The organism is Pseudomonas fluorescens group sp. PF-1 (assembly GCF_054481335.1).
In genome coordinates this window covers 77839-100086 of record NZ_JBTMNG010000001.1, presented here as the reverse complement: position 1 = coordinate 100086, position 22248 = coordinate 77839, and the positions used below count along the sequence as shown (strand labels likewise).

At 59.2% G+C, this 22248-nt stretch carries 20 protein-coding genes; 7 read left to right on the top strand and 13 right to left on the bottom strand.

Annotated elements, in window-relative coordinates; translation table 11 throughout:
• Nucleotides 1–33: 33 nt before the first annotated feature.
• Nucleotides 34–363 (bottom strand): gamma-glutamyl-gamma-aminobutyrate hydrolase family protein, encoded by a 330-nt coding sequence (locus tag ACX3YD_RS00500; RefSeq protein WP_458959047.1) that lies wholly within the window; start codon nucleotides 361–363, stop codon nucleotides 34–36.
• A gap of 278 nt (nucleotides 364–641) precedes the next feature.
• On the opposite strand from ACX3YD_RS00500, the gene ACX3YD_RS00495 reads away from it, so the two are divergent.
• Together ACX3YD_RS00495 and ACX3YD_RS00490 are read left to right on the top strand one after the other, a co-directional pair.
• Nucleotides 642–2018 (top strand): glutamine synthetase family protein, encoded by a 1377-nt coding sequence (locus tag ACX3YD_RS00495; RefSeq protein WP_090466477.1) that lies wholly within the window; start codon nucleotides 642–644, stop codon nucleotides 2016–2018.
• A gap of 229 nt (nucleotides 2019–2247) precedes the next feature.
• Nucleotides 2248–2886, top strand: a complete 639-nt coding sequence (locus tag ACX3YD_RS00490) for a TetR/AcrR family transcriptional regulator (RefSeq protein WP_103402868.1) — start codon at nucleotides 2248–2250, stop codon at nucleotides 2884–2886.
• A gap of 97 nt (nucleotides 2887–2983) precedes the next feature.
• Here the strand turns inward: ACX3YD_RS00490 and ACX3YD_RS00485 are convergent, their stop codons facing one another.
• The 8 genes from ACX3YD_RS00485 to ACX3YD_RS00450 all read right to left on the bottom strand — a co-directional run bounded on the left by ACX3YD_RS00485 (nucleotide 2984) and on the right by ACX3YD_RS00450 (nucleotide 10387).
• Nucleotides 2984–3199: a TOBE domain-containing protein gene (locus ACX3YD_RS00485; protein ID WP_007967989.1), complete on the bottom strand. Its 216-nt coding sequence runs from the start codon at nucleotides 3197–3199 to the stop codon at nucleotides 2984–2986.
• Nucleotides 3200–3306: 107 nt separating this feature from the next.
• A complete protein-coding gene (ssuB, locus tag ACX3YD_RS00480) occupies nucleotides 3307–4113 on the bottom strand; it encodes an aliphatic sulfonates ABC transporter ATP-binding protein (protein ID WP_103402869.1) in 807 nt (268 codons plus the stop codon).
• Nucleotides 4110–4892 carry an aliphatic sulfonate ABC transporter permease SsuC gene (gene ssuC / locus ACX3YD_RS00475; protein WP_047534732.1) on the bottom strand — a complete coding sequence of 261 codons (783 nt, stop codon included), beginning with the start codon at nucleotides 4890–4892 and terminating at the stop codon, nucleotides 4110–4112. The genes ssuB and ssuC overlap by 4 nt, the downstream gene beginning before the upstream one ends.
• 8 nt (nucleotides 4893–4900) lie before the next feature.
• A complete protein-coding gene (gene ssuD / locus ACX3YD_RS00470; protein WP_458959046.1) occupies nucleotides 4901–6049 on the bottom strand; it encodes an FMNH2-dependent alkanesulfonate monooxygenase in 1149 nt (382 codons plus the stop codon).
• Nucleotides 6050–6074: 25 nt separating this feature from the next.
• Nucleotides 6075–7040 (bottom strand): sulfonate ABC transporter substrate-binding protein, encoded by a 966-nt coding sequence (locus ACX3YD_RS00465; RefSeq protein WP_047534739.1) that lies wholly within the window; start codon nucleotides 7038–7040, stop codon nucleotides 6075–6077.
• An 89-nt stretch (nucleotides 7041–7129) separates the two neighbouring features.
• Nucleotides 7130–7723, bottom strand: a complete 594-nt coding sequence (gene ssuE / locus ACX3YD_RS00460; protein WP_090466473.1) for an NADPH-dependent FMN reductase — start codon at nucleotides 7721–7723, stop codon at nucleotides 7130–7132.
• Between the two features lie 291 nt (nucleotides 7724–8014).
• The gene (locus ACX3YD_RS00455) at nucleotides 8015–8653 is read right to left on the bottom strand and encodes a peroxiredoxin (protein WP_103402871.1); all 639 of its coding nucleotides are present in this window, start codon (nucleotides 8651–8653) and stop codon (nucleotides 8015–8017) included.
• A gap of 366 nt (nucleotides 8654–9019) precedes the next feature.
• The gene (locus ACX3YD_RS00450) at nucleotides 9020–10387 is read right to left on the bottom strand and encodes an OprD family porin (RefSeq protein WP_458959045.1); all 1368 of its coding nucleotides are present in this window, start codon (nucleotides 10385–10387) and stop codon (nucleotides 9020–9022) included.
• 469 nt (nucleotides 10388–10856) lie between these two features.
• On the opposite strand from ACX3YD_RS00450, the gene ACX3YD_RS00445 reads away from it, so the two are divergent.
• Nucleotides 10857–12188 (top strand): IS4 family transposase, encoded by a 1332-nt coding sequence (locus ACX3YD_RS00445; RefSeq protein ID WP_458959044.1) that lies wholly within the window; start codon nucleotides 10857–10859, stop codon nucleotides 12186–12188.
• Between the two features lie 44 nt (nucleotides 12189–12232).
• Here ACX3YD_RS00445 and ACX3YD_RS00440 read toward each other — a convergent pair whose 3' ends face one another.
• Nucleotides 12233–13594 carry an OprD family outer membrane porin gene (locus tag ACX3YD_RS00440; protein ID WP_458959043.1) on the bottom strand — a complete coding sequence of 454 codons (1362 nt, stop codon included), beginning with the start codon at nucleotides 13592–13594 and terminating at the stop codon, nucleotides 12233–12235.
• Nucleotides 13595–13958: 364 nt separating this feature from the next.
• On the opposite strand from ACX3YD_RS00440, the gene tauA reads away from it, so the two are divergent.
• The gene (gene tauA, locus ACX3YD_RS00435; protein ID WP_458959042.1) at nucleotides 13959–14948 is read left to right on the top strand and encodes a taurine ABC transporter substrate-binding protein; all 990 of its coding nucleotides are present in this window, start codon (nucleotides 13959–13961) and stop codon (nucleotides 14946–14948) included.
• A 109-nt stretch (nucleotides 14949–15057) separates the two neighbouring features.
• Here tauA and argA read toward each other — a convergent pair whose 3' ends face one another.
• Both argA and argE read right to left on the bottom strand, forming a co-directional pair.
• Nucleotides 15058–16356, bottom strand: a complete 1299-nt coding sequence (gene argA / locus ACX3YD_RS00430; protein ID WP_047534756.1) for an amino-acid N-acetyltransferase — start codon at nucleotides 16354–16356, stop codon at nucleotides 15058–15060.
• A 245-nt stretch (nucleotides 16357–16601) separates the two neighbouring features.
• Nucleotides 16602–17762, bottom strand: a complete 1161-nt coding sequence (gene argE, locus ACX3YD_RS00425) for an acetylornithine deacetylase (RefSeq protein WP_458959041.1) — start codon at nucleotides 17760–17762, stop codon at nucleotides 16602–16604.
• 156 nt (nucleotides 17763–17918) lie between these two features.
• Here argE and ACX3YD_RS00420 point away from each other — a divergent pair, with 156 nt between their 5' ends.
• The gene (locus ACX3YD_RS00420; protein WP_090466467.1) at nucleotides 17919–19286 is read left to right on the top strand and encodes a CYTH domain-containing protein; all 1368 of its coding nucleotides are present in this window, start codon (nucleotides 17919–17921) and stop codon (nucleotides 19284–19286) included.
• Between the two features lie 124 nt (nucleotides 19287–19410).
• Here the strand turns inward: ACX3YD_RS00420 and ACX3YD_RS00415 are convergent, their stop codons facing one another.
• Nucleotides 19411–19875 (bottom strand): Lrp/AsnC family transcriptional regulator, encoded by a 465-nt coding sequence (locus tag ACX3YD_RS00415; protein ID WP_047534765.1) that lies wholly within the window; start codon nucleotides 19873–19875, stop codon nucleotides 19411–19413.
• 125 nt (nucleotides 19876–20000) lie between these two features.
• Between ACX3YD_RS00415 and ACX3YD_RS00410 the strand changes: the two genes are divergently transcribed.
• Together ACX3YD_RS00410 and ACX3YD_RS00405 are read left to right on the top strand one after the other, a co-directional pair.
• On the top strand, nucleotides 20001–20339 hold the full coding sequence (locus ACX3YD_RS00410; protein WP_458959040.1) for a hypothetical protein: 339 nt from the start codon (nucleotides 20001–20003) through the stop codon (nucleotides 20337–20339).
• 90 nt (nucleotides 20340–20429) lie between these two features.
• The gene (locus ACX3YD_RS00405; RefSeq protein ID WP_458959039.1) at nucleotides 20430–22214 is read left to right on the top strand and encodes a GspE/PulE family protein; all 1785 of its coding nucleotides are present in this window, start codon (nucleotides 20430–20432) and stop codon (nucleotides 22212–22214) included.
• The last annotated feature ends 34 nt before the right edge of the window (nucleotides 22215–22248 follow it).

Genomic DNA, 22248 nt, shown 5'->3' with positions numbered 1-22248 from the left:
GCAATGTTTGACGCATCGGCGCCGCGTTGGAATTCAGGTGTGCGAAAGGCTATCGTGTTTTTTTTGCACCACGCCGCAAAATGCCAGGCGTGCAGAATCGCAAGCGGCGCCCAAGGCAATGGAGGCGCCACTATTATTGTGAATCGGTTCTATATTGAATGGAGTAACCGTAATGGGGGTGCCATCAAGGCCGTCCAGAATATCGGACGCAAAGGGTCGATTCGCCAGGGACGGAAAGATCACCGGCACGCCGGGAGCCGCGAAGGCTGCGACGCTGACGTGAATATCGCCACTGATGTGATAAGCATGCAGACCGTTCTGCTGACCGCAGTCGGTGATGCCGATTAACGACAGGCGAGACATGTAGCACCCCGGTATTATTGCTGTTATGGGTTTGATTCGAGCTTAGCCTTGTTCATTTTTTTACACAACACCCCCGTAAAAAATACAACACGGCCCGCTCAAGCATGCAGACGGCATAGCGTTCAGGGGCATAAAAACGCCCCAAAGTGCCTCAAAAAAGCCGCACGAGCGCTTTTTTGGGGCAAAAACGGCCTCGCTTGACTTCGGCATGCCGTTCGGGTTGACTGGAATCCGAAGAGATCAATGATTGATATTTTTAACAACAAAGGTGTTGCATCATGTCGGTACCCCCGCGTGCCGTTCAGCTTAACGAAGCGAACGCGTTCCTTAAGGAACATCCTGAGGTTCTGTACGTTGACCTTCTGATTGCGGATATGAATGGTGTGGTGCGCGGCAAGCGCATCGAACGCACCAGCCTCCACAAGGTTTACGAGAAAGGCATCAACCTGCCGGCCTCTCTATTTGCTCTGGATATCAATGGTTCGACGGTGGAAAGCACCGGCCTGGGCCTGGACATCGGCGATGCTGACCGAATCTGCTATCCAATTCCCGACACCCTGTGCAACGAGCCATGGCAGAAGCGCCCGACCGCGCAACTGTTGATGACCATGCACGAACTCGAAGGTGATCCTTTCTTCGCCGACCCGCGCGAAGTGCTGCGACAAGTCGTAACCAAGTTCGATGAGATGGGCCTGACCATCTGCGCCGCGTTCGAACTGGAGTTCTACCTGATCGACCAGGAGAACGTGAACGGCCGCCCACAACCACCGCGCTCGCCGATTTCCGGCAAACGCCCGCACTCGACACAGGTTTACCTGATCGACGACCTCGACGAATACGTCGACTGCCTCCAGGACATTCTGGAAGGTGCGAAAGAGCAAGGCATCCCGGCCGACGCCATCGTCAAGGAAAGTGCCCCGGCGCAGTTCGAAGTGAACCTGCACCACGTGGCCGACCCGATCAAGGCTTGCGACTACGCGGTCCTGCTCAAGCGCCTGATCAAGAACATCGCCTACGACCATGAAATGGACACCACCTTCATGGCCAAGCCTTATCCGGGCCAGGCGGGCAATGGTCTGCATGTCCACATCTCGATTCTCGATAAAGACGGCAAAAACATTTTTGCCAGTGAGGATCCCGAGCAGAACGCCGCACTGCGTCACGCGATCGGCGGTGTGCTCGAGACCCTACCGGCGCAGATGGCGTTCCTCTGCCCGAACGTCAACTCCTACCGTCGTTTCGGCGCACAGTTCTACGTGCCGAACTCGCCGTGCTGGGGCCTGGACAACCGCACTGTCGCCCTGCGCGTGCCGACCGGTTCCGCCGACGCGGTCCGCCTGGAACACCGCGTGGCCGGTGCCGACGCCAACCCCTACCTGCTGATGGCTTCGGTCCTGGCAGGCGTGCACCACGGTCTGGTCAACAAGATCGAACCGGGCGCTCCAGTGGAAGGCAACAGCTACGAGCAGAACGAGCAGAGCCTGCCGAACAACCTGCGCGATGCACTGCGCGAGCTGGACGACAGCGAAGTCATGGCCAAGTACATCGATCCGAAATACATCGATATCTTCGTGGCCTGTAAAGAGAGCGAGCTGGAAGAGTTCGAACACTCCATCTCCGACCTCGAGTACAACTGGTACCTGCATACCGTGTAAGCGGTTGCAGTAAAAAAGGAACGCCGTTGGCTGCTGAAGCCTGCGGCGTTTTTTTATGGACGCCTGCGGCGGATCGCCAGCAGGGCTAGCTCCCACAGTTGATCTCCAGTGAACATAAATTCCGTGTACACCAGAAATTTCTGTGGGCGCTGGCTTGCCCGCGATGGCGGCCGACGAGACAACACGCAACCCCGCTCGTACAATGCCCGCTGCCCCGCAGGAGACTTCAATGACACGCGTAGCCACCCCCCGCAAACCCCGCGCACGCAGCCAGGCCCGAATCGATTCGATACTCGATGCGGCCCGCACACTGCTGGCCGCCGAGGGCGTGGCCAGCCTGTCGATCTACAGCGTGGCCGAGCGCGCGGAGATCCCGCCCTCCTCCGTCTACCACTTCTTCGCCAGCGTTCCGGCCCTGCTCGAAGCCCTGACCGCCGACGTCCACGCCGCCTTCCGCGCCTGCCTGCAAGCACCCATCGACCACCAAGCCCTCACCGGCTGGCGGGATCTGTCGCGCCTGGTGGAGCAACGCATGCTCGAGATCTACAGCGAAGACGCCGCCGCCCGCCAACTGATCCTCGCCCAACACGGCCTGACCGAAGTCACCCAGGCCGATCGTCAGCACGACATCGAACTGGGCGACCTGATGCACAAACTGTTCGACCACCACTTCGAGCTGCCGAAGCTGCCGAGCGATGTCGATGTGTTTGCGCTGGCCATGGAGCTGGGTGATCGGGTCTATGCGCGCTCGGTGCAACAGCATGGACAGATCACACCGCGCATGGCTGAAGAAGGGATGCGGGTGTTTGACGCCTATCTTGGGCTGTATTTGCCACCCTACCTGCCCAAGCGAGCTGTACCGGCCTGATTTTTATCGGCCTCGCAGGCCCCATCGTCGGCTCAAGGCACGCATAAAAAACCCCGAAGGGCTAAAACCCTCCGGGGTTGTCGTTTACGCGCACGGCTTACAACTTGGCGATCGACACCTCGGTGGATTTCACAAATGCAATCACTTCGCTGCCCACGGCCAGCTCCAGCTCTTTCACCGAACGCGTGGTGATCACCGAAGTGACGATGCCGGAAGCGGTTTGCACGTCGATTTCCGACAGCACGTCGCCGAGCACGATTTCCTTGATGGAGCCTTTGAACTGGTTGCGAACGTTGATGGCTTTGATGGTCATATTGATTTCTCCTGAGGTCGAAATGAGCTGTAAGCGGCAAGCCACAAGCTGCAAGTCAAAGCGCTGTGCTTCTTCTCGCAGCTTGAAGCTCAAAGCTCGCAGCTGCCTTACTGCGCCCAACGCAACTGCGTAGGCAAGGGTGAAACAGGTTCCGGCTCCGGCGGTTGGCCGGGCAGTGACAGCACACGGTTGAGGACTTCGGTTTCCAGCGCCGCCAGTCGATGGGAACCGCGGACCCGAGGGCGCGGTAACTCCACATGCAGGTCGAGGCCGACTTCGCCGTCTTCGATCAGGATCACCCGATCGGCAATCGCCACCGCTTCACTGACGTCGTGGGTCACCAGCAACACAGTGAAACCGTGCTGTTGCCAGAGCCGTTCGATCAGTTGCTGCATTTCGATTCGGGTCAGCGCATCCAGCGCGCCCAATGGTTCGTCGAGCAAGAGCAGACGCGGTTGATGGATCAGCGCGCGGGCCAGGGCCACGCGTTGCTTCTGCCCACCGGACAGCGCGGCTGGCCACTCATTGGCGCGATCGGCCAAACCAACCGCTTCCAGGGCTTCCAGCGCTTGCGGCCGCCAATTGCCCTTGAGCCCGAGGCCGACGTTATCGATGATCTTTTTCCATGGCAGCAGACGCGCTTCCTGGAACATCAAGCGGGTGTCTTCCCGTGCCTCACTGAGCGGCGCGGCGCCGGCCAGCAATTCGCCGCCGGTAGGCTGATCGAGACCGGCGAGCAAGCGCAACAAGGTGCTCTTGCCGCAGCCGCTACGACCGACCACCGCGACAAACTGGCCTGCCGGAATGTGCAGGTCGATCTCGCGCAACACTTGCCGCGAACCGAAGGTTTTTTGCAGATTGCGCACCACCAGCGGAATCCCGCGCAGCAGGCGTGGAGGTTGTTGAGCCGTCATGCAGCACCTCCCTTGGCGACTTGATAGGCCGGATGCCAACGCAGCCACACACGTTCGAGCCCACGGGCGGCGAGGTCGGCCAGCTTGCCGAGCACCGCGTACAGCAGAATCGCTAGCACCACCACGTCGGTCTGCAGAAACTCCCGGGCGTTCATCGCCAGGTAGCCAATGCCGGAACTGGCGGAAATGGTCTCGGCGACGATCAGCGTCAACCACATGAAGCCCAGTGCGAAGCGCACACCGACCAGGATCGAAGGCAGCGCCCCCGGCAGGATCACCTGACGGAACAGGCTGAAACCGGACAAACCATAACTGCGCGACATCTCCACCAACGCCGGATCGACGTTGCGGATACCGTGGTAGGTGTTGAGGTAGATCGGAAACAACGTGCCCAGCGCCACCAGGAAAATCTTCGCCGACTCGTCGATGCCGAACCACAGGATCACCAGCGGAATGAGCGCCAGGTGCGGCACGTTGCGGATCATCTGCACCGAGCTGTCGAGCAGGCGTTCACCCCATTTCGACAGGCCGGTGATAAAGCCCAAAGTCAGGCCGATGCTGCCACCGATGGTGAAACCCAGGGCAGCACGCCAACCGCTGATCGCCAGATGCGTCCAGATCTCGCCGCTGCGCACCAGGCTCACACCGGCTTCGATCACGGCGATCGGTGCCGGCAGAATCCGTGTCGACAACCAGCCCGCCGACACCGACAACTGCCACACCGCCAGCAACAATACCGGCAACGCCCAGGGCGCGAGGCTGTGGATGATTTTCTTCATGGCGCGCCTCAGCTCTGGGACGCGGCTTTGGGAAGAATGTCGTTGGCCACCATCTCACCGAACGGGCTGACGTAACCGGTGCTTTTCGGCAGTTCAGGACGTTCGATATCGAGGTGCGGGAACAGCAACTCGGCAACGCGATACGACTCTTCCAGGTGTGGATAACCGGAGAAGATGAAGGTGTCGATGCCCAGGTCCGCGTACTCTTTCACGCGAGCGGCCACGGTCGGACCATCGCCCACCAGCGCCGTACCGGCACCGCCGCGCACCAGGCCAACACCGGCCCACAAGTTGGGGCTGACTTCCAGGTTGTCGCGACTGCCGCCGTGCAGCGCAGCCATGCGTTGCTGACCCACCGAATCGAAGCGCGCCAGGGAAGCCTGGGCGCGAGCGATGGTGTCTTCGTCCAGGTGCGAAATCAGGCGGTCCGCCGCTTGCCAGGCCTCGGCGTTGGTTTCGCGCACGATCACATGCAGACGAATGCCAAAACGTACGGTACGACCGAGCTTCGCGGCCTTGGCGCGGACTTGTTCAATCTTCTCGGCAACGGCGGCGGGTGGTTCGCCCCAGGTCAGAACCATTTCAACCTGCTCTGCCGCCAGGTCCTGCGCCGCTTCCGAGGAACCACCGAAATACAACGGCGGACGCGGTTGCTGAATCGGCGGATACAGCAATTTGGCACCCTTCACGCTGATGTGCTGACCGTCGTAATCAACGGTTTCGCCTTCCAGCACGCGGCGCCAGATGCGAGTGAACTCCACCGAAGCCTGGTAGCGCTCGTCATGGCTGAGGAACAGACCATCGCCGGCCAACTCTTCCGGATCACCACCCGTCACCAGGTTGAACAGCGCACGACCGCCGGACAGGCGATCCAGAGTCGCAGCCTGACGCGCGGCCACCGTCGGGGAAATGATCCCGGGGCGCAGGGCGACCAGGAATTTCAAACGCTGGGTGACCGGGATCAGCGACGCCGCCACCAGCCACGAGTCTTCGCAGGAGCGACCGGTGGGGATCAGCACCCCGCCGAAGCCCAGACGATCCGCCGCTTGCGCGACTTGTTGCAAGTAACCGTGGTCAACGGCGCGAGCGCCTTCGGCGGTGCCAAGGTAATGGCCGTCGCCGTGGGTAGGCAGGAACCAGAAGATATTGAGGCTCATGGAGTGGTCTCCTTGGGGAATTGAATTACTGTGCTTTGGCAACGGCTGCCGGTGGCGTCCAGATCACGTCTTTGATGCTCAACGGTTTCGGAATCAACTTGAGCTGGTAGAAGCTGTCGGCGATTTTCTGTTGCGCAGCGACCACGTCCGGGGTCAGGAACAAGGCGCCGTAGCCCTGGCGTTTCACCGAGGTCAGGGTGATGTCCGCCGGCAGGCCGAGCAGTGGCGACACTTGTTGCGTCACCTCTTGTGGATTGGCCTTGGACCACTCACCGACGGCACGCACTTCTTCCACCAGGGTCTTGATCACCTCAGGGTTTTTCTGTGCGTAAGGCTTGGTCGCCAGGTAGAACTGATGGTTGTCGACGATGCCTTGGCCATCGCGCAGGGTGCGCGCCTGCAGTTGCTGTTCGGCGGCTGCCTGGTACGGGTCCCAGATCACCCAGGCATCGACGCTGCCACGTTCGAACGCGGCGCGGGCATCGGCCGGCGGCAGGAACACGGTCTGGATATCGGTGTACTTGAGGCCGGCGTCTTCCAGTGCGCGGACCAGCAGGTAGTGCACGTTGGAGCCTTTGTTCAGGACGACTTTCTTGCCCTTGAGGTCCGCCACCGATTTGATCGCCGAGTCCTTCGGCACCAGGATCGCTTCACTGTGAGGGGCTGGAGGTTCGTAGGCGACGTAAAGCAAATCAGCACCCGCCGCTTGAGCGAACACGGGCGGGGTTTCGCCGGTAACGCCGAAGTCGATGGAACCGACGTTCAGGCCTTCGAGCAGTTGCGGGCCGCCGGGGAATTCAGTCCATTGCACGTCCACGCCTTGGGCGGCGAGGCGTTTTTCCAGAGTGCCTTTGGCTTTGAGCAGCACCAGGGTGCCGTATTTCTGATAGCCGATTCGTAACGTTTCAGCTTGGGCTTGAGTAATGGCGCCGAAGGCTACAGCCGCTGCAAACAGAGCGACCAGACCACGACGCAAAATAACAGGGCGCATGGCGCTCTCCTTTTTGCAGTTGGGTTTTGGCTGCACCTGCTTGCCCGTTAGCGGGCGAGTAAGGCCAGTACATCAATTTGGGATAGGGCTTAAATGCTCCAGCGAGCACTCAACAAACGTTCATTCAACAGGTTCGGATCGAGCGGCTTGGGCCGTCGGGCCATGGCGCTGAAAAACAGCTCCAGCGATTCATTCAGTCGTTGCTCCAGCTCCGGCGCCAACTGCGCCAGCGCGCTGCCTTCGCCGTACGCGATCTGGCTGTCCACCGCGAAAATGCCATGGAGCATTTCCTGGGCCTTGAGGGCCGACAACACCGGTTTGAGTGCGTAATCCACCGCCAGCATGTGGGCGATGCTGCCACCGGTTGCCATTGGCAGAACCACCTTGTGGCTCAACGCGCGCTCGGGCAGCAGATCCAGTACCGTTTTCAACGCGCCAGAGAACGACGCCTTGTACACCGGAGTGGCGATCAGCAGGCCGTCGGCGTTTTCAATCTGTTGCAGCAGGTCGATCACCTTCGGGCTGTCGAAGCGTGCATGCAGCAAGTCTTCGGCCGGGAAGTCCCGTACCTGGTAACTCACCACTTCCACGCCCTGCTCTTGTAACCAACGCTGGGAGCGGTCCAGCAGTACCCCGGAACGGGAGCGTTGGCTGGGACTGCCACCGAGTGAGACGACCAGCATTCAGACAATTCCTGAGTGGGGGCGATTCGCGGTTTGCGATCTCGCTTCGATGGAGAGACCTTAACAGTTGATTCATATATCCATAAATCATATTTATTCATTTGGTTATTCGATTTGGAGATAAGAAAATTCACTTCTTCCAGGCGAAAAAAAAGGCCGTCGAAACGGCCTGAAATCCCCTGCTTTGTGGATCTGCACAAACCCCTGTGGGCGTTGGCTTGCCAGCGATGGCGGTTTGACTGACAGACCGCGTCGCTTCAATCGCCAGCAAGCCAGCGCCTACAAAAGCGATTAGCGATTGGGCTGCGGTGTCAGGCGCAAGTATGGCTTCACCGCGCGGTAGCCCTTGGGAAAGCGTTGCTTGATTTCATCTTCATCCTTGAGCGAAGGCACGATCACCACCTCATCACCGTCCTGCCAGTTGGCCGGGGTGGCCACCTTGTAGTTATCGGTGAGTTGCAGCGAGTCGATGACCCGCAGGATTTCATGGAAGTTGCGGCCGGTGCTCGCCGGGTAGGTGATGGTCAGCCGGACCTTTTTGTTCGGGTCAATCACGAACAGTGAGCGTACCGTGAGGGTGTCGTTGGCGTTGGGGTGGATCAGGTCGTACAGGTCCGAAACCTTGCGGTCGGCATCGTCAAGGATCGGAAAGGTGACAACGGTGTTCTGGGTTTCGTTGATGTCTTCGATCCATCTGTGATGCGAATCCACCGGGTCGACGGACAGCGCAATGGCCTTGACCCCACGCTTGTCGAATTCATCTTTGAGCTTGGCCGTGAAGCCCAGTTCGGTGGTGCACACCGGCGTGAAGTCCGCCGGATGGGAAAACAGCACGCCCCAGCTCTCGCCCAACCATTGGTGGAACCGGATGGTGCCGGCGCTGGAATCCTGTTCGAAATCGGGGGCGATATCGCCGAGTCTGAGGCTCATGGTGCTGCTCCTTGTGAGTGCTTGATGAGCTCAACTGTGCCTGTGTTTTTTATCTATTAAAAAGAATAAATATCGATTTATTTAGATCCATAAGGAATATTAAAGATCTGTTCACTGGACGCGCCTGTGCATCCCGCCGAACATCGCCACCAAGGTTCGAGAAGGCCTTGAGTTGCTGCAAAAAAGGGGAGTTTCAAGGCGGGTTTGCGGGGGTGAGCCCGCCTTTGAAACGCAAAAGCCCCGCCCGGCGAGATGCCGGGCGGGGCTTTTTTTTGGTTCATCACGGCTTACTCGCGAAAGCGTTGTGTCATCCAGCACCATTGGGGCTGACACGATGCCTTCGCGAGCAGGCTCGCTCCCACGCTATTACAACAGCGGGATCGAGTAGCTGACGATCAGACGGTTCTCGTCCTGCGAACGGGTGCTCGGCAAGTCGGTACGCCATGTGGCGTTTTTCCACGCCACGCCCAGGTTCTTCAGAGCGCCAGACTGGACCACGTAACCAAGGCTCAGGTCGCGCTCCCACTCGGTAGCGCCGCTAGCTGCTTCGCCACCGCGTGCGTTAACGGTGTCGATGTTATCGCCATGCAGATAAACCACACCCGCCGTCAGGCCAGGCACGCCGACCGTGGCGAAGTCATACGAGTAACGTGCTTGCCAGGTGCGTTCGCCGGCACGGCTGAACTTCTGGATTTGCGAGTCGGTGATGGTGTAGTTAGACGAACCGTCGCCCTGGTTCAGCCACGGGAAGTCACTGCTGCCGTTGCTGACCTGGTAACCGCCACCGAAAGTGTGACCCGCAACGCTGTACAGGAACAGGCCACTGTAGAGGTTGTTGTCGACCTTGCCTTTACCGTTAGCCACGCCGCTGTAGTTGCCAGAGCTGTAGTAAAGCGGATTGCTGCCGTTGGCACCGTCGTCGGAGCTGTGGAAATAACGCAAGTCAGACTTCAACACACCCGGGCCGATCGCCCAGTTGTGCACCAGACCCAGGAAGTGTTGCTTGTAGAAATCTTCCAGATTGCCGTAGTAGTACGAAGCAGTCAGGTCTTTGGTGATTTTGTAGTCAGCACCGCCGTAGTAGAACTTGTTGACGAATTTACCGGCGTCATAGTTCGAGCTGCCGTTGGCACCCGCGATGGACAAGCCTTCATTGTTGCTGGAGTTACGGCCTTTGGCGTGCTCGATTTGCCCGGCGGTCAGGGTCAGGTCCTTGATCTCGTTCGAGGTGATCGCGCCGCCCTGGAAGGTTTGTGGCAACAGGCGACCATCGTTGTATTTGATGACCGGGTTGTTGGGTTGCAGGGTGCCAATTTTCAGCTCGGTCTGGGAGATCTTGGCCTTGCCGGTCACGCCCAGGCTGGCGAAATCATTCACAGCTTCGTTGCCATCGCTTGGGAAAACGGTGCCGCCCGAAGCAGTGCCGGTGTAATTACCGTGGTCTGCACGGCTGGAGTCCAGACGCACGCCGTACAGGCCGATTGCATCAACACCGAACTGGACGGTGCCCTGGGTGTAACCGGAGATGAAGCGCAGATCGAAGCCCTGGCCCCATTCGGCGTTCTTGCTACGGGTGTTGGACGTCGCCGATGGCTGGCCATCGCGGTTGTCGGTGTTGATGTAGAAGTTACGCAGGCCCAAGGTGGCCTTGCTGTCATCGATGAAACCGGCGGCGCTTGCCTGCTGCGCCAAAACCCCTACGGCCACAGCCAGGGCCAAGGTGGACTTGTTCATTGTTTCGCTCCTATTGGTTCTAATTCTTCTGTTGCTGGTCCTGGGTCGTACGCCCTGGATCCGCAGACGCGCCAATCGCGTCAACCGCTCTAAATCGGGGTTTTCATAGCTACAGGATACCTCGACACAAACCTTAAAAGAATTATCTAATTCCTTTTAATGCCATTTGGCTATATACATCCTCAGCACGAAACAGAGGTATCGGCTGACAGGCCAATTCCTTGACGGTTGGTTTGTCGAGGGGTGAAATCGCCAAATCCGGGACGCAGCGCGAGTCGGATGTGCCTACTTTATGCGCTTAGGGAAAAAGCTAAAAAGAATAAAAAATCATCATGTGCATTGTTTATGGAATATAAAAAGCAACGCAAAAAAACCTCGCCAATGGGCGTAATGCTGTTCACTTAAGCATTTGAGTCCCAACCGGGCTTCATCGAAAATCCGATGCCAGACCTCTGGCATCGGATTTTTTATGTCTGTTCAACAGGACCTGCTCGACCTCGGCGACCTTTTCAACTTCTGCGACCTGAGCACTTTTACTCAAAACATTCCCCTTGAATGGATAGCGTCTGCACTGGATTTGTCGAGTCAGGCGACCATTCGCCGGCGTCGTCTGCCCGCTGATCAAGTGCTTTGGTTGGTCTTGGGGATGGCGCTATTTCGAGATGAGCCCGTTCACGAAGTGGCCAGACGCCTGAATATCTGCGCCCAAGGTCTGGCTTCTGACCACTTGTTGGCCCGCAGCGGTGTGACCGAGGCGCGAAAGCGGCTCGGTGCCGATCCTGTTGAGTGGCTGTTTCGCAAGACCGGTACTCAATGGGGGGCAGAGCGCTACGACGATGATGCCTGGCACGACCTGCAGGTATTCGCGGTGGACGGTGCACTTTTACGCACCCCGGATACGCCCGAGCTTCGGGACCACTTCGGGTCGGGAAATACTCCGAGTGAGCGCCAGACACCGTTTCCCATGCTGCGCCTTGTGGCGCTGATGAATGTGCGTTCGCATGTGATCCTGGATGCGCAATTGAGCCCTTACCGACGCAGTGAAATGCGCTTGGCCGACGAGTTTTTGCAGCAGATTCCCGACCACTCGGTGACGCTGTTCGACAAAGGATTCTGGGGCGCCGAGCTGCTGTCGAGTCTGAGCAGCGCGGGTAGCAACCGTCACTGGTTGATCCCGGCAAAAAAAGGACTGGTCTGCGAAGAAGTGAGCCGCTACAGCCAGCATGATCGTTTGGTGCGCATGAAAGTCTCGCCGCAGGCCAGAAAGCGAAATCCGGCCCTTCCATCGCACTGGGAGGTACGTGAAGTCAGCTATGAAATTCAAGGCAAGGTGAAGACCGTCATGACGTCCTTGCCGGTTGACACCTACAACGCCAAAGCCGTGGCCAAGCTTTATCAGGAACGCTGGGAGATCGAGCTGGGCTTCAGAGACATCAAGAGTTCGATGCAACAGAACGCCATGACCTTGCGCAGCAAAAAAGTCGAGCTGATTTATCAGGAGGTGTGGGGACTTTTGCTGGCTTACAACGTAATTCGTCGGGAAGCCAGTCAGGCAGCGGTGGCGTTTGGCCGAGCGCCCTCGGACATCCGTTTCAAACCGGCTTGTCAGTACATCGCGGTGCAATTGATTGTGATGGCAGCGGCCAACCCGATTTCAGCCACAGGGAGACGCTTGGCAGAGTTAAGGGCAGGTATTGGAGGATTGTTTCTGGATCACCGTCCAAGGCCTTCGAGGCCAAGGACGGTGAAGATCTCAAAAACCCGATTTCCAGTAGACCGTAAGGCTGCTCCACTTAAGTGAACAGCATTACGCCAATGGGCGAGGTTTTTTTGGGGTAGCGCGTATTACATGAAGCTGTAGGTGTAGTTGAAGATCAGGCGGGTTTGGTCTTGATCAACAAGGCCGGTACCGTCGCCACGGTAAGTACCGTGACGCAGGGTTGTACCAAAGCCTTTGAGCGCGCCAGTTTGAATCACGTAATCGATACGTGCGTCGGTCTCATGCTCGCTCAGGTCTGGACCACTACCGCTGGTGGCTTTGATGTCCTTACCACTCAGGTAAGCAATCGAAGCTTTAAGACCAGGTACGCCCAACGAGGCGAAGTCATAGGAGTACTGACCGTACGTGGTGTTTTCACCGGCCCGAATAAAGCTGCCAACAGTGGCATCGGTGAAGGAGTAGAAGCTGGCGCCGCCGGCACCTTCATTGTGACCATTGCCATCAACAACGCTACCCTGGTTCAGGAAAACAAAGCCGCCGTCATCGTTGACGCGCTGATGCCCGAGCAGGAATGCACTGCCACCCAGGGTGTAGGTGAACGTGGCGCTCCAGGTCTTGTTATCGACCTCGCCCTTGTTCTTGGCGAAACCACCGTTGTTGTTGAACTGGTAGCCAGCCGTGCCGTTGCCGTTCTTACCGTCAGAGCTGCTGTCGAAATAACGAAGATCAGTCTTGAACGACTGGTTCGGAGCGATCGGGTAAACGTGCACCAGACCGAGGAAGTTCTGCTTGTAGTAGTCTTGCAGGTTTGCGTAGTAGTACTGCAGCATCAGGTCTTTGGTGACTTTCCAGTCAGCACCAGCGTAGCGGAATTGGTTGCTGTCATGAGTACCACCATTCACGGCGAGGCCGGTGCTGTTGCTCGATGCGCGACCAGTCGCGTGCTCCAACTGACCTACGTTGAAAGTCACATTGTCGATTTCCTTCGAGGTGATGGTGCCACCTTCAAAGGTTTGCGGCAGCACGCGGCTGTCGTTCGCAATCAAAATCGGCATGTTTGGCTGCAGAGCGCCACCGACGTGAGCCTCGGTCTTCGAGAAACGTGCCTTGACGTTAGCCGCCGCACGACTCCACTCGTCCACTGCCGAGCCATCGGTGTCGCTAGGGCTGAAGGAGTTGCTTGCCGGGTGATGGCCCTTGCCACCGTCCAGGTGGATACCGACCAACGCCTGGGCGTCGATACCGAAACCTACGACCCCCTGAGTGAAGCCCGACTGATAATCGAACTTCAGACCTTCAGCGGTCTCGCGCTGTCTGTTTGAAGGAGTACTGTTAGTGGTGCCGGCAGCATTTTCACGGTTATCGGCGTCGAAATAATAAGTACGCGAACTAACCGAAGCTTTGCTGTCTTCGATGAAACCGGCGGCGCCTGCCTGCTGCGCCAAAACCCCTACGGCCACGGCCAGGGCCAAGGTGGACTTGTTCATTGTTTAGCTCCTCTCGTTTCTAATTCTTGTATTCCTGGTCCCGAATCGAATGCTCGGAATCCTAAGATGCGCGATTAGCGCCGTAGCGTGACTCACAAGTCAATCGTAACATTGTGTGTCTACGACCATAGTCTAATCCCACTTTTTTTGGCTTACTCAGGGTCATGTGCTTGTCACAAACCTGAAAAGAATGACTGGACTCCTTTCTCATTCCATTTAGAAATTAAGCCCGCCTTCGCGCACCCCCCCAGAATAGAGCGGGTTGCTCATAAGCTAATTCATAAATGTTATTTATTTTGCGTTTTTTAGTTCGATTAGGTTTAGAAGCAATTCTGAAACAAAACCTGTCGAAAGGAACAACGCCATGATGATCAAACGCGCACTATCCCGACCAATTGTTACAGTTTGTGTATCGCTCGCCCTTTCTTTTTCCGCCCATGCGACGAACCTCACAGTCGGCTACCAGACCGGTATCGACCCCAGCAAAGTCCCCCAGGCGGACGGCGTTTACGACAAAACCATCGGCGAAAAAATCGACTGGCGTCGCTTCAATAGCGGCCCGGAAGTGGTCACCGCAATTGCGTCCGGCGACGTACAGATCGGCAATCTTGGCTCCAGTCCTCTGGCTGCGGCCGCCTCGCGCAATCTGCCGATTGTCGCGTTCATTGTGTCCGCGCAAATCAATGCCGCCGAAGCCTTGGTGGTGCGCAATGGCAGCGGCATCGATAAACCGGAAGATCTGATCGGAAAAACCATCGCCACGCCGTTCGTATCGACGTCTCACTACAGTCTGTTGGGCGCCCTGAAGCATTGGGGCCTGGACGCTTCAAAAGTCAAAGTGGTGAACCTGCAACCGGCGGAGATCGCCGCCGCGTGGAAACGTGGGGACATCGACGGCGCGTTCGTCTGGTCGCCGGCCCTGGGTGAGATTCGCAAGACGGGCAAGACCTTGACCGATGCCGCCCAAGTCGGCCAATGGGGTGCGCCGACGTTTGAAGTCTGGGTGGCGCGCAAGGATTACGCCGAGAAACACCCGGAGGTCGTGGCCAAATTCGCCAAGGTCACGCTGGACTCTTTTGCCGACTATGCAGCGCATAAGGACAGCTGGACTGAGCACTCGTTACCGGTGCAGAAAATCGCCAAATTGACCGGTGCCAACGCCGCTGATGTACCGGAGCTACTGGCCGGGTCCGCGTTTCCGGATGCCAAGGCCCAACAGTCCAGCGCGTTGCTGGACGGTGGCACGGCCAAGGCGATTGGCGAAACGGCGAAGTTCTTGAAGGAGCAAGGGAAGGTCGAAACGGTACTGCCGGATTATTCGCCGTATGTGAGCGCGAAGTTTGTCACCGAGTAACTGCTGAACAGGGCTGTTCAGCCCATCGCGAGCAAGCTCGCTCCCACAGGGTTCTCTGTTGTCCGCAGAACTTGTGGGAGCGAGCTTGCTCGCGATAGGACCACCACGGTCAAAGGGTCTTTTCGAAGATCTTCGAATTACGCTGATAGTTGTACAACGACGCCCGCGCCGACGGCAGGCGTTCGACGCTGCTCGGCTCGAAGCCACGCTCGCGGAACCAGTGCGCAGTGCGGGTCGTCAGTACGAACAGCGTCTTGAGCCCTTGCGCCCGGGCGCGGGTTTCAATGCGCTCCAGCAGCTCATCCCCGCGACCGCCATGACGGTATTCCGGGTTCACCGCCAGGCAGGCCAGCTCACCGGCATCGGAATCGGCAATCTGATACAGCGCCGCGCAGGCGATGATCATGCCTTCGCGCTCGACCACACTGAACTGCTCGATCTCACGCTCCAGCACCTCGCGGGAACGCCGCACCAGAATCCCCTGCTCTTCCAGCGGGCTGATCAAATCCAGCAGACCACCAACGTCTTCGATGGCCGCTTCACGCACCACTTCGAATTGTTCCTGGGCGACCAGCGTGCCGCCACCGTCGCGGGTGAACAGCTCGGTCAGCAGAGCACCGTTTTCGGCATAGCTGACGATATGACTGCGCGCTACGCCGCCACGGCAGGCTTCAGCGGCGGCATCCAGCAGTTCCGCCTGATAATTGCTGCCCAGACGCTGCAAGTGCGCGGGCACCTGTTGCGGACGCAATTCACGAACCAGACGGCCATGTTCATCGATCAAGCCAAGCTCGGCGCCAAACAACAGCAGTTTGTCCGCGCCCAGATCAATGGCTGCACGGGTGGCGACGTCTTCGCAGGCGAGATTGAAAATTTCACCGGTCGGCGAGTAACCCAATGGCGACAACAGCACGATGGAGCGCTCGTCCAGCAGGCGATTGATACCCTTGCGATCGACCCGGCGGACTTCGCCGGTGTGGTGATAGTCGACGCCTTCGAGCACGCCGATCGGCCGGGCTGTCACGAGGTTGCCGCTGGCCACGCGCAAGCGCGAGCCCTGCATGGGCGACGAGGCCATGTCCATCGACAGCCGCGCTTCGATGGCGATGCGCAATTGGCCGACGGCATCGATCACGCACTCAAGCGTCGCGGCATCGGTGATGCGCATGCCGTGGTGGTAATGCGGGGTCAGGCCACGGGCAGCGAGGCGCGCTTCGATTTGCGGACGCGAACCGTGAACCAGCACCAGCCGCACGCCCAGGCTGTGCAACAGCACCAGGTCGTGGACGATATTGCCGAAGTTGGGGTGTTCAACGCCGTCGCCGGGCAGCATGACGACAAAGGTGCAATCGCGGTGGGCGTTGATGTAAGGCGAAGCGTGACGAAGCCAATTGACGTATTCGGGCATGAACCTGGGCCTGTAATAAATAGCAGCCGAAGAAAGGGCGAAACAGAAAACGCACAGCGGGCTGATGGTTATCGTCGGAACAGGCTTGGCGACACGCGAACTCTCCTCATGAATACGGGTTTGGGTACCGGCAATTTAACCGCAAACACCAGAAGGCGCGAGCTTGCTCGCGATGGTAGTAGAGCTACCGCGTTCCTCCAGGCAGCCCTCGTCATCGTTTACGTCCATCGCGAGCAGGCTCGCGCCTACAGGGGGTTGTTTGCCGGTGTCAGGCAGTAATGTTCAATCAACTGACGTAATAGATGCACCGTAGGCTGCAAACGTGACATTTCGAGGTATTCCCCCGGTTGGTGGGCGCAGGCGATATCGCCAGGGCCGAGCACCAGTGTTTCGCAGCCAAGTTGCTGAAGATAAGGCGCTTCAGTGCCGAACGCCACTGCTTCGGCAGCATGGCCGGTGAGCTTTTCAGCGATCCGTACCAGTTCCGCGTCTTCGGCCTGCTCGAACGGCGGCACTGCGGGGAACAGCGGCGCGTAATCGATCTTGACCTGATGCCGTTCGGCAATCGGGTTGAGTTTCTGCAAAATCGCCGCGCGCAGGGCTTTGGGGTCCATGCCCGGCAACGGCCGCAGGTCGAATTCCAGCGAACACTGTCCGCAAATCCGGTTGGGGTTATCGCCGCCATGGATGCAGCCGAAATTCATCGTCGGCTGCGGCACGCTGAACTGCGGATTACGGTACTCACGCTGCCACAACAGGCGCAGGCCACGCAATTCGCCAATGGCATCGTGCATGGCCTCCAGAGCGCTGTGACCCAGGCGCGGGTCCGAGGAGTGGCCGCTCTGCCCGAGGATGTCGATGCGCTCCATCATGACGCCTTTGTGCATGCGGATCGGCTTGAGCCCGGTCGGCTCGCCGATGACAGCTGCTCGCCCCAATGGCCGTCCGGCTTGCGCGAGGGCCCGGGCGCCAGACATCGAACTCTCTTCATCGCAGGTGGCCAGGATCAGCAGCGGTTGCTTGAACGGCTGATCGAGCAGCGGCTTGACCGCCTCGATGGCCAGGGCGAAAAAGCCCTTCATGTCGCAACTGCCCAGGCCGACCCAGCGGCCGTCGACTTCAGTCAGCTTCAGCGGGTCGGTCTGCCACAGCGCGCCATCGAATGGCACGGTGTCACTGTGGCCGGCCAGCACCAGGCCGCCGGGACCGGAGCCAAAACTGGCCAACAGGTTGAATTTGCCGGGACTGACCTGCTGGATATCGCAGGCAAAACCCAGATCGCCGAGCCAGGCGGCCAGCAGGTCGATCACCGGGCGATTGGATTGATCGAGGCTCGCTTGGGTGCAACTGACCGACGGTGCAGCGATCAATGCAGCGAATTGATCTTTCATGGATGGCAAAGGCATCGCTGGCTCCGACTCGCGAATTGAAGTCCATCATAGAACCATCCGGCGACAGGAATAAACCGTCGCAGGGCGGAGCAAGGACGAGTCCTGTACACTGCACGACCTTGGCAGCCACACATTCCCCCGGCTGCGCTCCCGATCCTGGATTTTCCGGCCATGCAGAAAGAAACCGAAATCAAACTCCGCGTCAGCCGCGAAACCCTCGCTGCCCTGCGCGAGCACCCGCTACTGAAAAAACGCAACAAAAGTGGCTGGGAACGCCGTGAGTTGATGAACCAGTACTTCGACACGCCTGAGCGCGACCTGGCCCGCGCCAAGGTGGCCCTGCGCCTGCGCAAGGATGGCGAAGAAGTCATTCAAACGCTCAAGACCCGCGGCCAGAGCGTCGCCGGCCTGTCCGAGCGTAACGAGTACGACTGGCACCTGCCCAAGGCCAAGCTCGACGTGAAGAAACTCGACGGCGAATGCTGGCCCGAAGCACTGGCCGAACTGGACAAGAAAACCCTGAAACCGATCTTCACCACCGATTTTGTCCGCGAACGCGCCGAAATCGCCTGGGGCCGCGGCAAGACCAAAGTGGTCATCGAAGCCGCGCTGGACCTCGGCCACGTGGTGGTGGGCAAACAGAAAGAAGAAATCTGCGAGCTGGAACTGGAACTGCGCGAAGGCGAACCGGCCGCGTTGCTGGAACTGGCCGCCGAGCTGGCCGCGACCCTGGCCCTGATGCCTTGTGACATCAGCAAGGCTGAACGCGGCTATCGCCTGTACGACGCCAACAGCTATTCGCTGAGCCTGCCGGCACCGCAGATCAGCGCCGAAACGCCGCTGGACGACGCCTTCGCCGCTTTGAGCTGGCACTTGTTGGGCAGCAGCCAGCGTCTGGCCGAGCAATATCGTTTCAATGGCCACTGGCGCCTGCTGCAGGACTGGGTGGAAAACCTCGCCGAATTGCGCGCACTGGTCAGCAGCCTCGGCCAGGCCGCGCCGCGTCAATCGACCCACGACCTGCGCGTCGCACTCGATGCCCTGCTCGAAGACTGGCGTCCGCTGGTCCAGGCTGGCCTGGATGACGAGGACGTACGCAAAGCCGCGCCGGAGCAGTTCCTCGAAGAACTCGAAGACCCGCGCTGGGGCCTGTTCTCCCTGAACACCTCGCGCTGGTTGCTCGCTCGCACCTGGACCGCCGACCGCAACACCCGTGGCAATCGCCAGGGCGCCGCGCAACTGGGCAGCTGGTTGCCGCGCCTGTTGGGCGAAGAAGCCAACTCGCTGCAATTGCAGCGTTACCAGCAGCAACCGGAAGACCTCGCGGAACAATTGCCGCGCATCGAGCGTATCCAGGCCTGGCTGCACCACGCGCGCCACGTGCTGGACATCCCGGAAATGGATCGCCTGTATGGCGAGCTGAACAAGCTGGCGCAACTGGCCAACGAGCCGATCACCGACGAAACCCTGGATGCGCGCAAGCAGCAGGCGATTGCGGTTTATCAGAATCGTGCGTGGAAGATGCTTCTGCGTCTGTAATACCGCCATCGCGGGCAAGCCCGCTCCCACAGGACCGTTGGCAAACACAAAATTTGTGTGCGACTGTTAATCCCTGTGGGAGCTGGCTTGCCAGCGATTAGGCCAGCACAGTCACCACAACACTTCAGACAGGTAAACTGGTGGTGGATTTGATTTCCGACAACGCCACCACCGAGTTGACCTCCTGAATCCCCGGCACCAGCGACAGCTTCTCGAAGAAGAACCGCTCATACGCCTCGATGTCTGCCGCGACGATCCGCAGCATGAAATCCACCGCCCCCATCAAGACATAACACTCCAGCACTTCCGGAAAGCCGCGAATGGCCTCGGTGAATTCGGTGAAATTCGAACGTCCGTGGGCGTTGAGTTTGACCTGCGCGAATATCTGCGTGTTGAGGCCGATTTTCTTGCGGTCGAGCAGCGTCACCTGGCCACGAATGATCCCCTCCTCCTTCATCCGCTGAATTCGCCGCCAACACGGCGACTGCGACAGTCCCACCTGCTCCGCGATCTGCGCGCTGGAGAGCGAAGCGTCCTCTTGCAGCAGCGCGAGAATCTTGCGGTCGTAGCCATCCAGCTCGCTGTGCATAAAAAAACCCTTGATTACCGATACTCTGAATTAAACGATTCGATACAACCGTAATACGCCCCATCATAGATAAGAAATACCCGGCCACGAATGTAAAAATTTCTCCAGTGATTTGGAGATCGACCATGCCACACCTGGAAGCCGTGAACACCCCGCCCACCCGCGCCGATGTCTGGAACATCAGTAACACCCATTGCCGCGTTCGCTATCAGTTGCTGGCCGAAGCCGAGCCCGATCTGCTTTGCCGCGCACTGAATCTGTTCGCCCTGCAGTTTCTTACGCCGGAACAGGTCAACGTGCAGCGCCAGGAAGAGCTGCTGGACATCGATGTCGTCATCGACGGATTGAGCTGGCACCGCGCCCAAGTGATTGCAGAAAAACTGCGTAATCTGGTCAGCGTCTGCTCGGTCGAGCTGCAATTGGCGGATGCTGCCTGGGGCGATACGGCTCAGGCGGCCGGCTGAAAAAAGTCGATACGGCTTCGTCGGGTAGTGGCCCAACGGTCGGTGGGGTCACGACTATCCTTTGCGAACGGTTGTTCACAAGGAGCCCGCATGTCCGTTCAACTCGCCCTTCAGGACCGCTGGCTGGATCTCAGTGATTTGCTGCGTGAACTGGTCGCCCAGGGCTTTATCAGCCAGGATTCGGCCGAACACGCGCTCAATGCCCGCTGCCGCCACGTCGCCAATGGCCAGATGCACCCACTGGAGTTCATCGCCAGCCAACAGCTGGAAGACCTCAGTCGGCCCGGCAAGCACCTCGACCTCGAAAGCCTCACATTGTGGCTATCCCAACAGGCCGGCCAGCCTTACCTGCGTATCGACCCGCTGAAAATCAACGTCGCGGCCGTCACGCCACTGATGTCCTACGCCTTCGCCCAGCGCCACAAGATTCTCGCGGTAGCCATCGATCGCGATGCGGTGACTGTGGCCAGCGCCCAACCCTACGTCACCGGCTGGGAGGCCGACCTGACCCATGTGCTGAAGCTGCCCATCAAGCGGGTGGTGGCCAATCCGGTGGACATTCAGCGCTTCAGCGTGGAGTTCTTTCGCCTGGCCAAGTCGGTCAGCGGCGCGAATAACGCCGATCAGCCATTCAACACCCTGGGCAACTTCGAACAGTTGCTCAACCTCGGCGCCAGCGACCAGGAGCCGGACGCCAACGACGCGCACATCGTCAACATCGTCGACTGGCTGTTCCAGTACGCGTTCCAGCAACGCGCCAGCGATATCCACATCGAACCCCGGCGCGAACAGGGCACCGTGCGTTTTCGCATCGACGGCGTGCTGCACAACGTCTACCAATTCCCGCCACAGGTCACCATGGCCATCGTCAGCCGCCTGAAAAGCCTGGGGCGAATGAATGTTGCAGAGAAACGCAAACCCCAGGACGGGCGGGTGAAGACCAAGACTCCGGAAGGCGGCGAAGTCGAGTTGCGGCTGTCGACACTGCCGACCGCCTTCGGCGAAAAAATGGTCATGCGGATCTTCGACCCCGAGGTGCTGCTCAAGGACTTCGATCAGCTCGGTTTTTCAGCCGACGACCTGCGGCGCTGGCAGGACATGACGCGCCAGCCCAACGGCATCATTCTGGTGACCGGGCCGACCGGGTCCGGCAAGACCACCACGCTCTACACCACGCTGAAAAAGCTGGCGACGCCGCAGGTCAACCTCTGCACCATCGAAGACCCGATCGAAATGGTCGAGCCGGCGTTCAACCAGATGCAGGTCCAGCACAACATCGACCTGACCTTCGCCGCCGGCGTGCGCGCCCTGATGCGGCAAGACCCGGACATCATCATGATCGGCGAGATCCGCGACCTCGAAACCGCAGAAATGGCCATTCAGGCGGCGCTCACCGGGCACCTGGTGCTGTCGACCCTGCACACCAACGACGCGCCCGGCGCCATCAGTCGCCTGCTGGAACTTGGCGTACCGCATTACTTGATCAAGGCCACGCTGCTGGGCGTCATGGCCCAACGACTGGTGCGCACCTTGTGCCCGCACTGCAAAGCCCCGCAAGCCCTGGGCGAAGAAGACTGGCAGACCCTGACCCGACCCTGGCAAGCACCGCTCCCCACCCATGCCCAACGCGCCATCGGCTGCCTGGAATGCCGCGACACCGGCTACCACGGCCGCGCCGGGGTCTACGAAATCATGCAACTGAGCGATGGCCTCAAGGCGCTGATCAACCCCGACACGGACTTGCTCGCCGTGCGGCGTCAGGCCTTCAAGGAAGGCATGCGCAGTCTGCGATTGTCCGGCGCACAGAAAGTGGCGGCCGGTTTGACGACGATTGAGGAGGTGCTGCGAGTGACGCCGCAGAGTGAGCAAAAGTAGATTGGCCGCCATGGAACTCGATTGGGGGAATCGC

What these genes read in the sequence shown, in the direction of transcription:
- ACX3YD_RS00500 (WP_458959047.1), bottom strand. Translation starts at nt 363, where the DNA reads ATGTCTCGCCTGTCGTTAATCGGCATCACCGACTGCGGTCAGCAGAAC.
- ACX3YD_RS00495 (WP_090466477.1), top strand. Translation starts at nt 642, where the DNA reads ATGTCGGTACCCCCGCGTGCCGTTCAGCTTAACGAAGCGAACGCGTTC.
- ACX3YD_RS00490 (WP_103402868.1), top strand. Translation starts at nt 2,248, where the DNA reads ATGACACGCGTAGCCACCCCCCGCAAACCCCGCGCACGCAGCCAGGCC.
- ACX3YD_RS00485 (WP_007967989.1), bottom strand. Translation starts at nt 3,199, where the DNA reads ATGACCATCAAAGCCATCAACGTTCGCAACCAGTTCAAAGGCTCCATC.
- ssuB (WP_103402869.1), bottom strand. Translation starts at nt 4,113, where the DNA reads ATGACGGCTCAACAACCTCCACGCCTGCTGCGCGGGATTCCGCTGGTG.
- ssuC (WP_047534732.1), bottom strand. Translation starts at nt 4,892, where the DNA reads ATGAAGAAAATCATCCACAGCCTCGCGCCCTGGGCGTTGCCGGTATTG.
- ssuD (WP_458959046.1), bottom strand. Translation starts at nt 6,049, where the DNA reads ATGAGCCTCAATATCTTCTGGTTCCTGCCTACCCACGGCGACGGCCAT.
- ACX3YD_RS00465 (WP_047534739.1), bottom strand. Translation starts at nt 7,040, where the DNA reads ATGCGCCCTGTTATTTTGCGTCGTGGTCTGGTCGCTCTGTTTGCAGCG.
- ssuE (WP_090466473.1), bottom strand. Translation starts at nt 7,723, where the DNA reads ATGCTGGTCGTCTCACTCGGTGGCAGTCCCAGCCAACGCTCCCGTTCC.
- ACX3YD_RS00455 (WP_103402871.1), bottom strand. Translation starts at nt 8,653, where the DNA reads ATGAGCCTCAGACTCGGCGATATCGCCCCCGATTTCGAACAGGATTCC.
- ACX3YD_RS00450 (WP_458959045.1), bottom strand. Translation starts at nt 10,387, where the DNA reads ATGAACAAGTCCACCTTGGCCCTGGCTGTGGCCGTAGGGGTTTTGGCG.
- ACX3YD_RS00445 (WP_458959044.1), top strand. Translation starts at nt 10,857, where the DNA reads ATGTCTGTTCAACAGGACCTGCTCGACCTCGGCGACCTTTTCAACTTC.
- ACX3YD_RS00440 (WP_458959043.1), bottom strand. Translation starts at nt 13,594, where the DNA reads ATGAACAAGTCCACCTTGGCCCTGGCCGTGGCCGTAGGGGTTTTGGCG.
- tauA (WP_458959042.1), top strand. Translation starts at nt 13,959, where the DNA reads ATGATGATCAAACGCGCACTATCCCGACCAATTGTTACAGTTTGTGTA.
- argA (WP_047534756.1), bottom strand. Translation starts at nt 16,356, where the DNA reads ATGCCCGAATACGTCAATTGGCTTCGTCACGCTTCGCCTTACATCAAC.
- argE (WP_458959041.1), bottom strand. Translation starts at nt 17,762, where the DNA reads ATGCCTTTGCCATCCATGAAAGATCAATTCGCTGCATTGATCGCTGCA.
- ACX3YD_RS00420 (WP_090466467.1), top strand. Translation starts at nt 17,919, where the DNA reads ATGCAGAAAGAAACCGAAATCAAACTCCGCGTCAGCCGCGAAACCCTC.
- ACX3YD_RS00415 (WP_047534765.1), bottom strand. Translation starts at nt 19,875, where the DNA reads ATGCACAGCGAGCTGGATGGCTACGACCGCAAGATTCTCGCGCTGCTG.
- ACX3YD_RS00410 (WP_458959040.1), top strand. Translation starts at nt 20,001, where the DNA reads ATGCCACACCTGGAAGCCGTGAACACCCCGCCCACCCGCGCCGATGTC.
- ACX3YD_RS00405 (WP_458959039.1), top strand. Translation starts at nt 20,430, where the DNA reads ATGTCCGTTCAACTCGCCCTTCAGGACCGCTGGCTGGATCTCAGTGAT.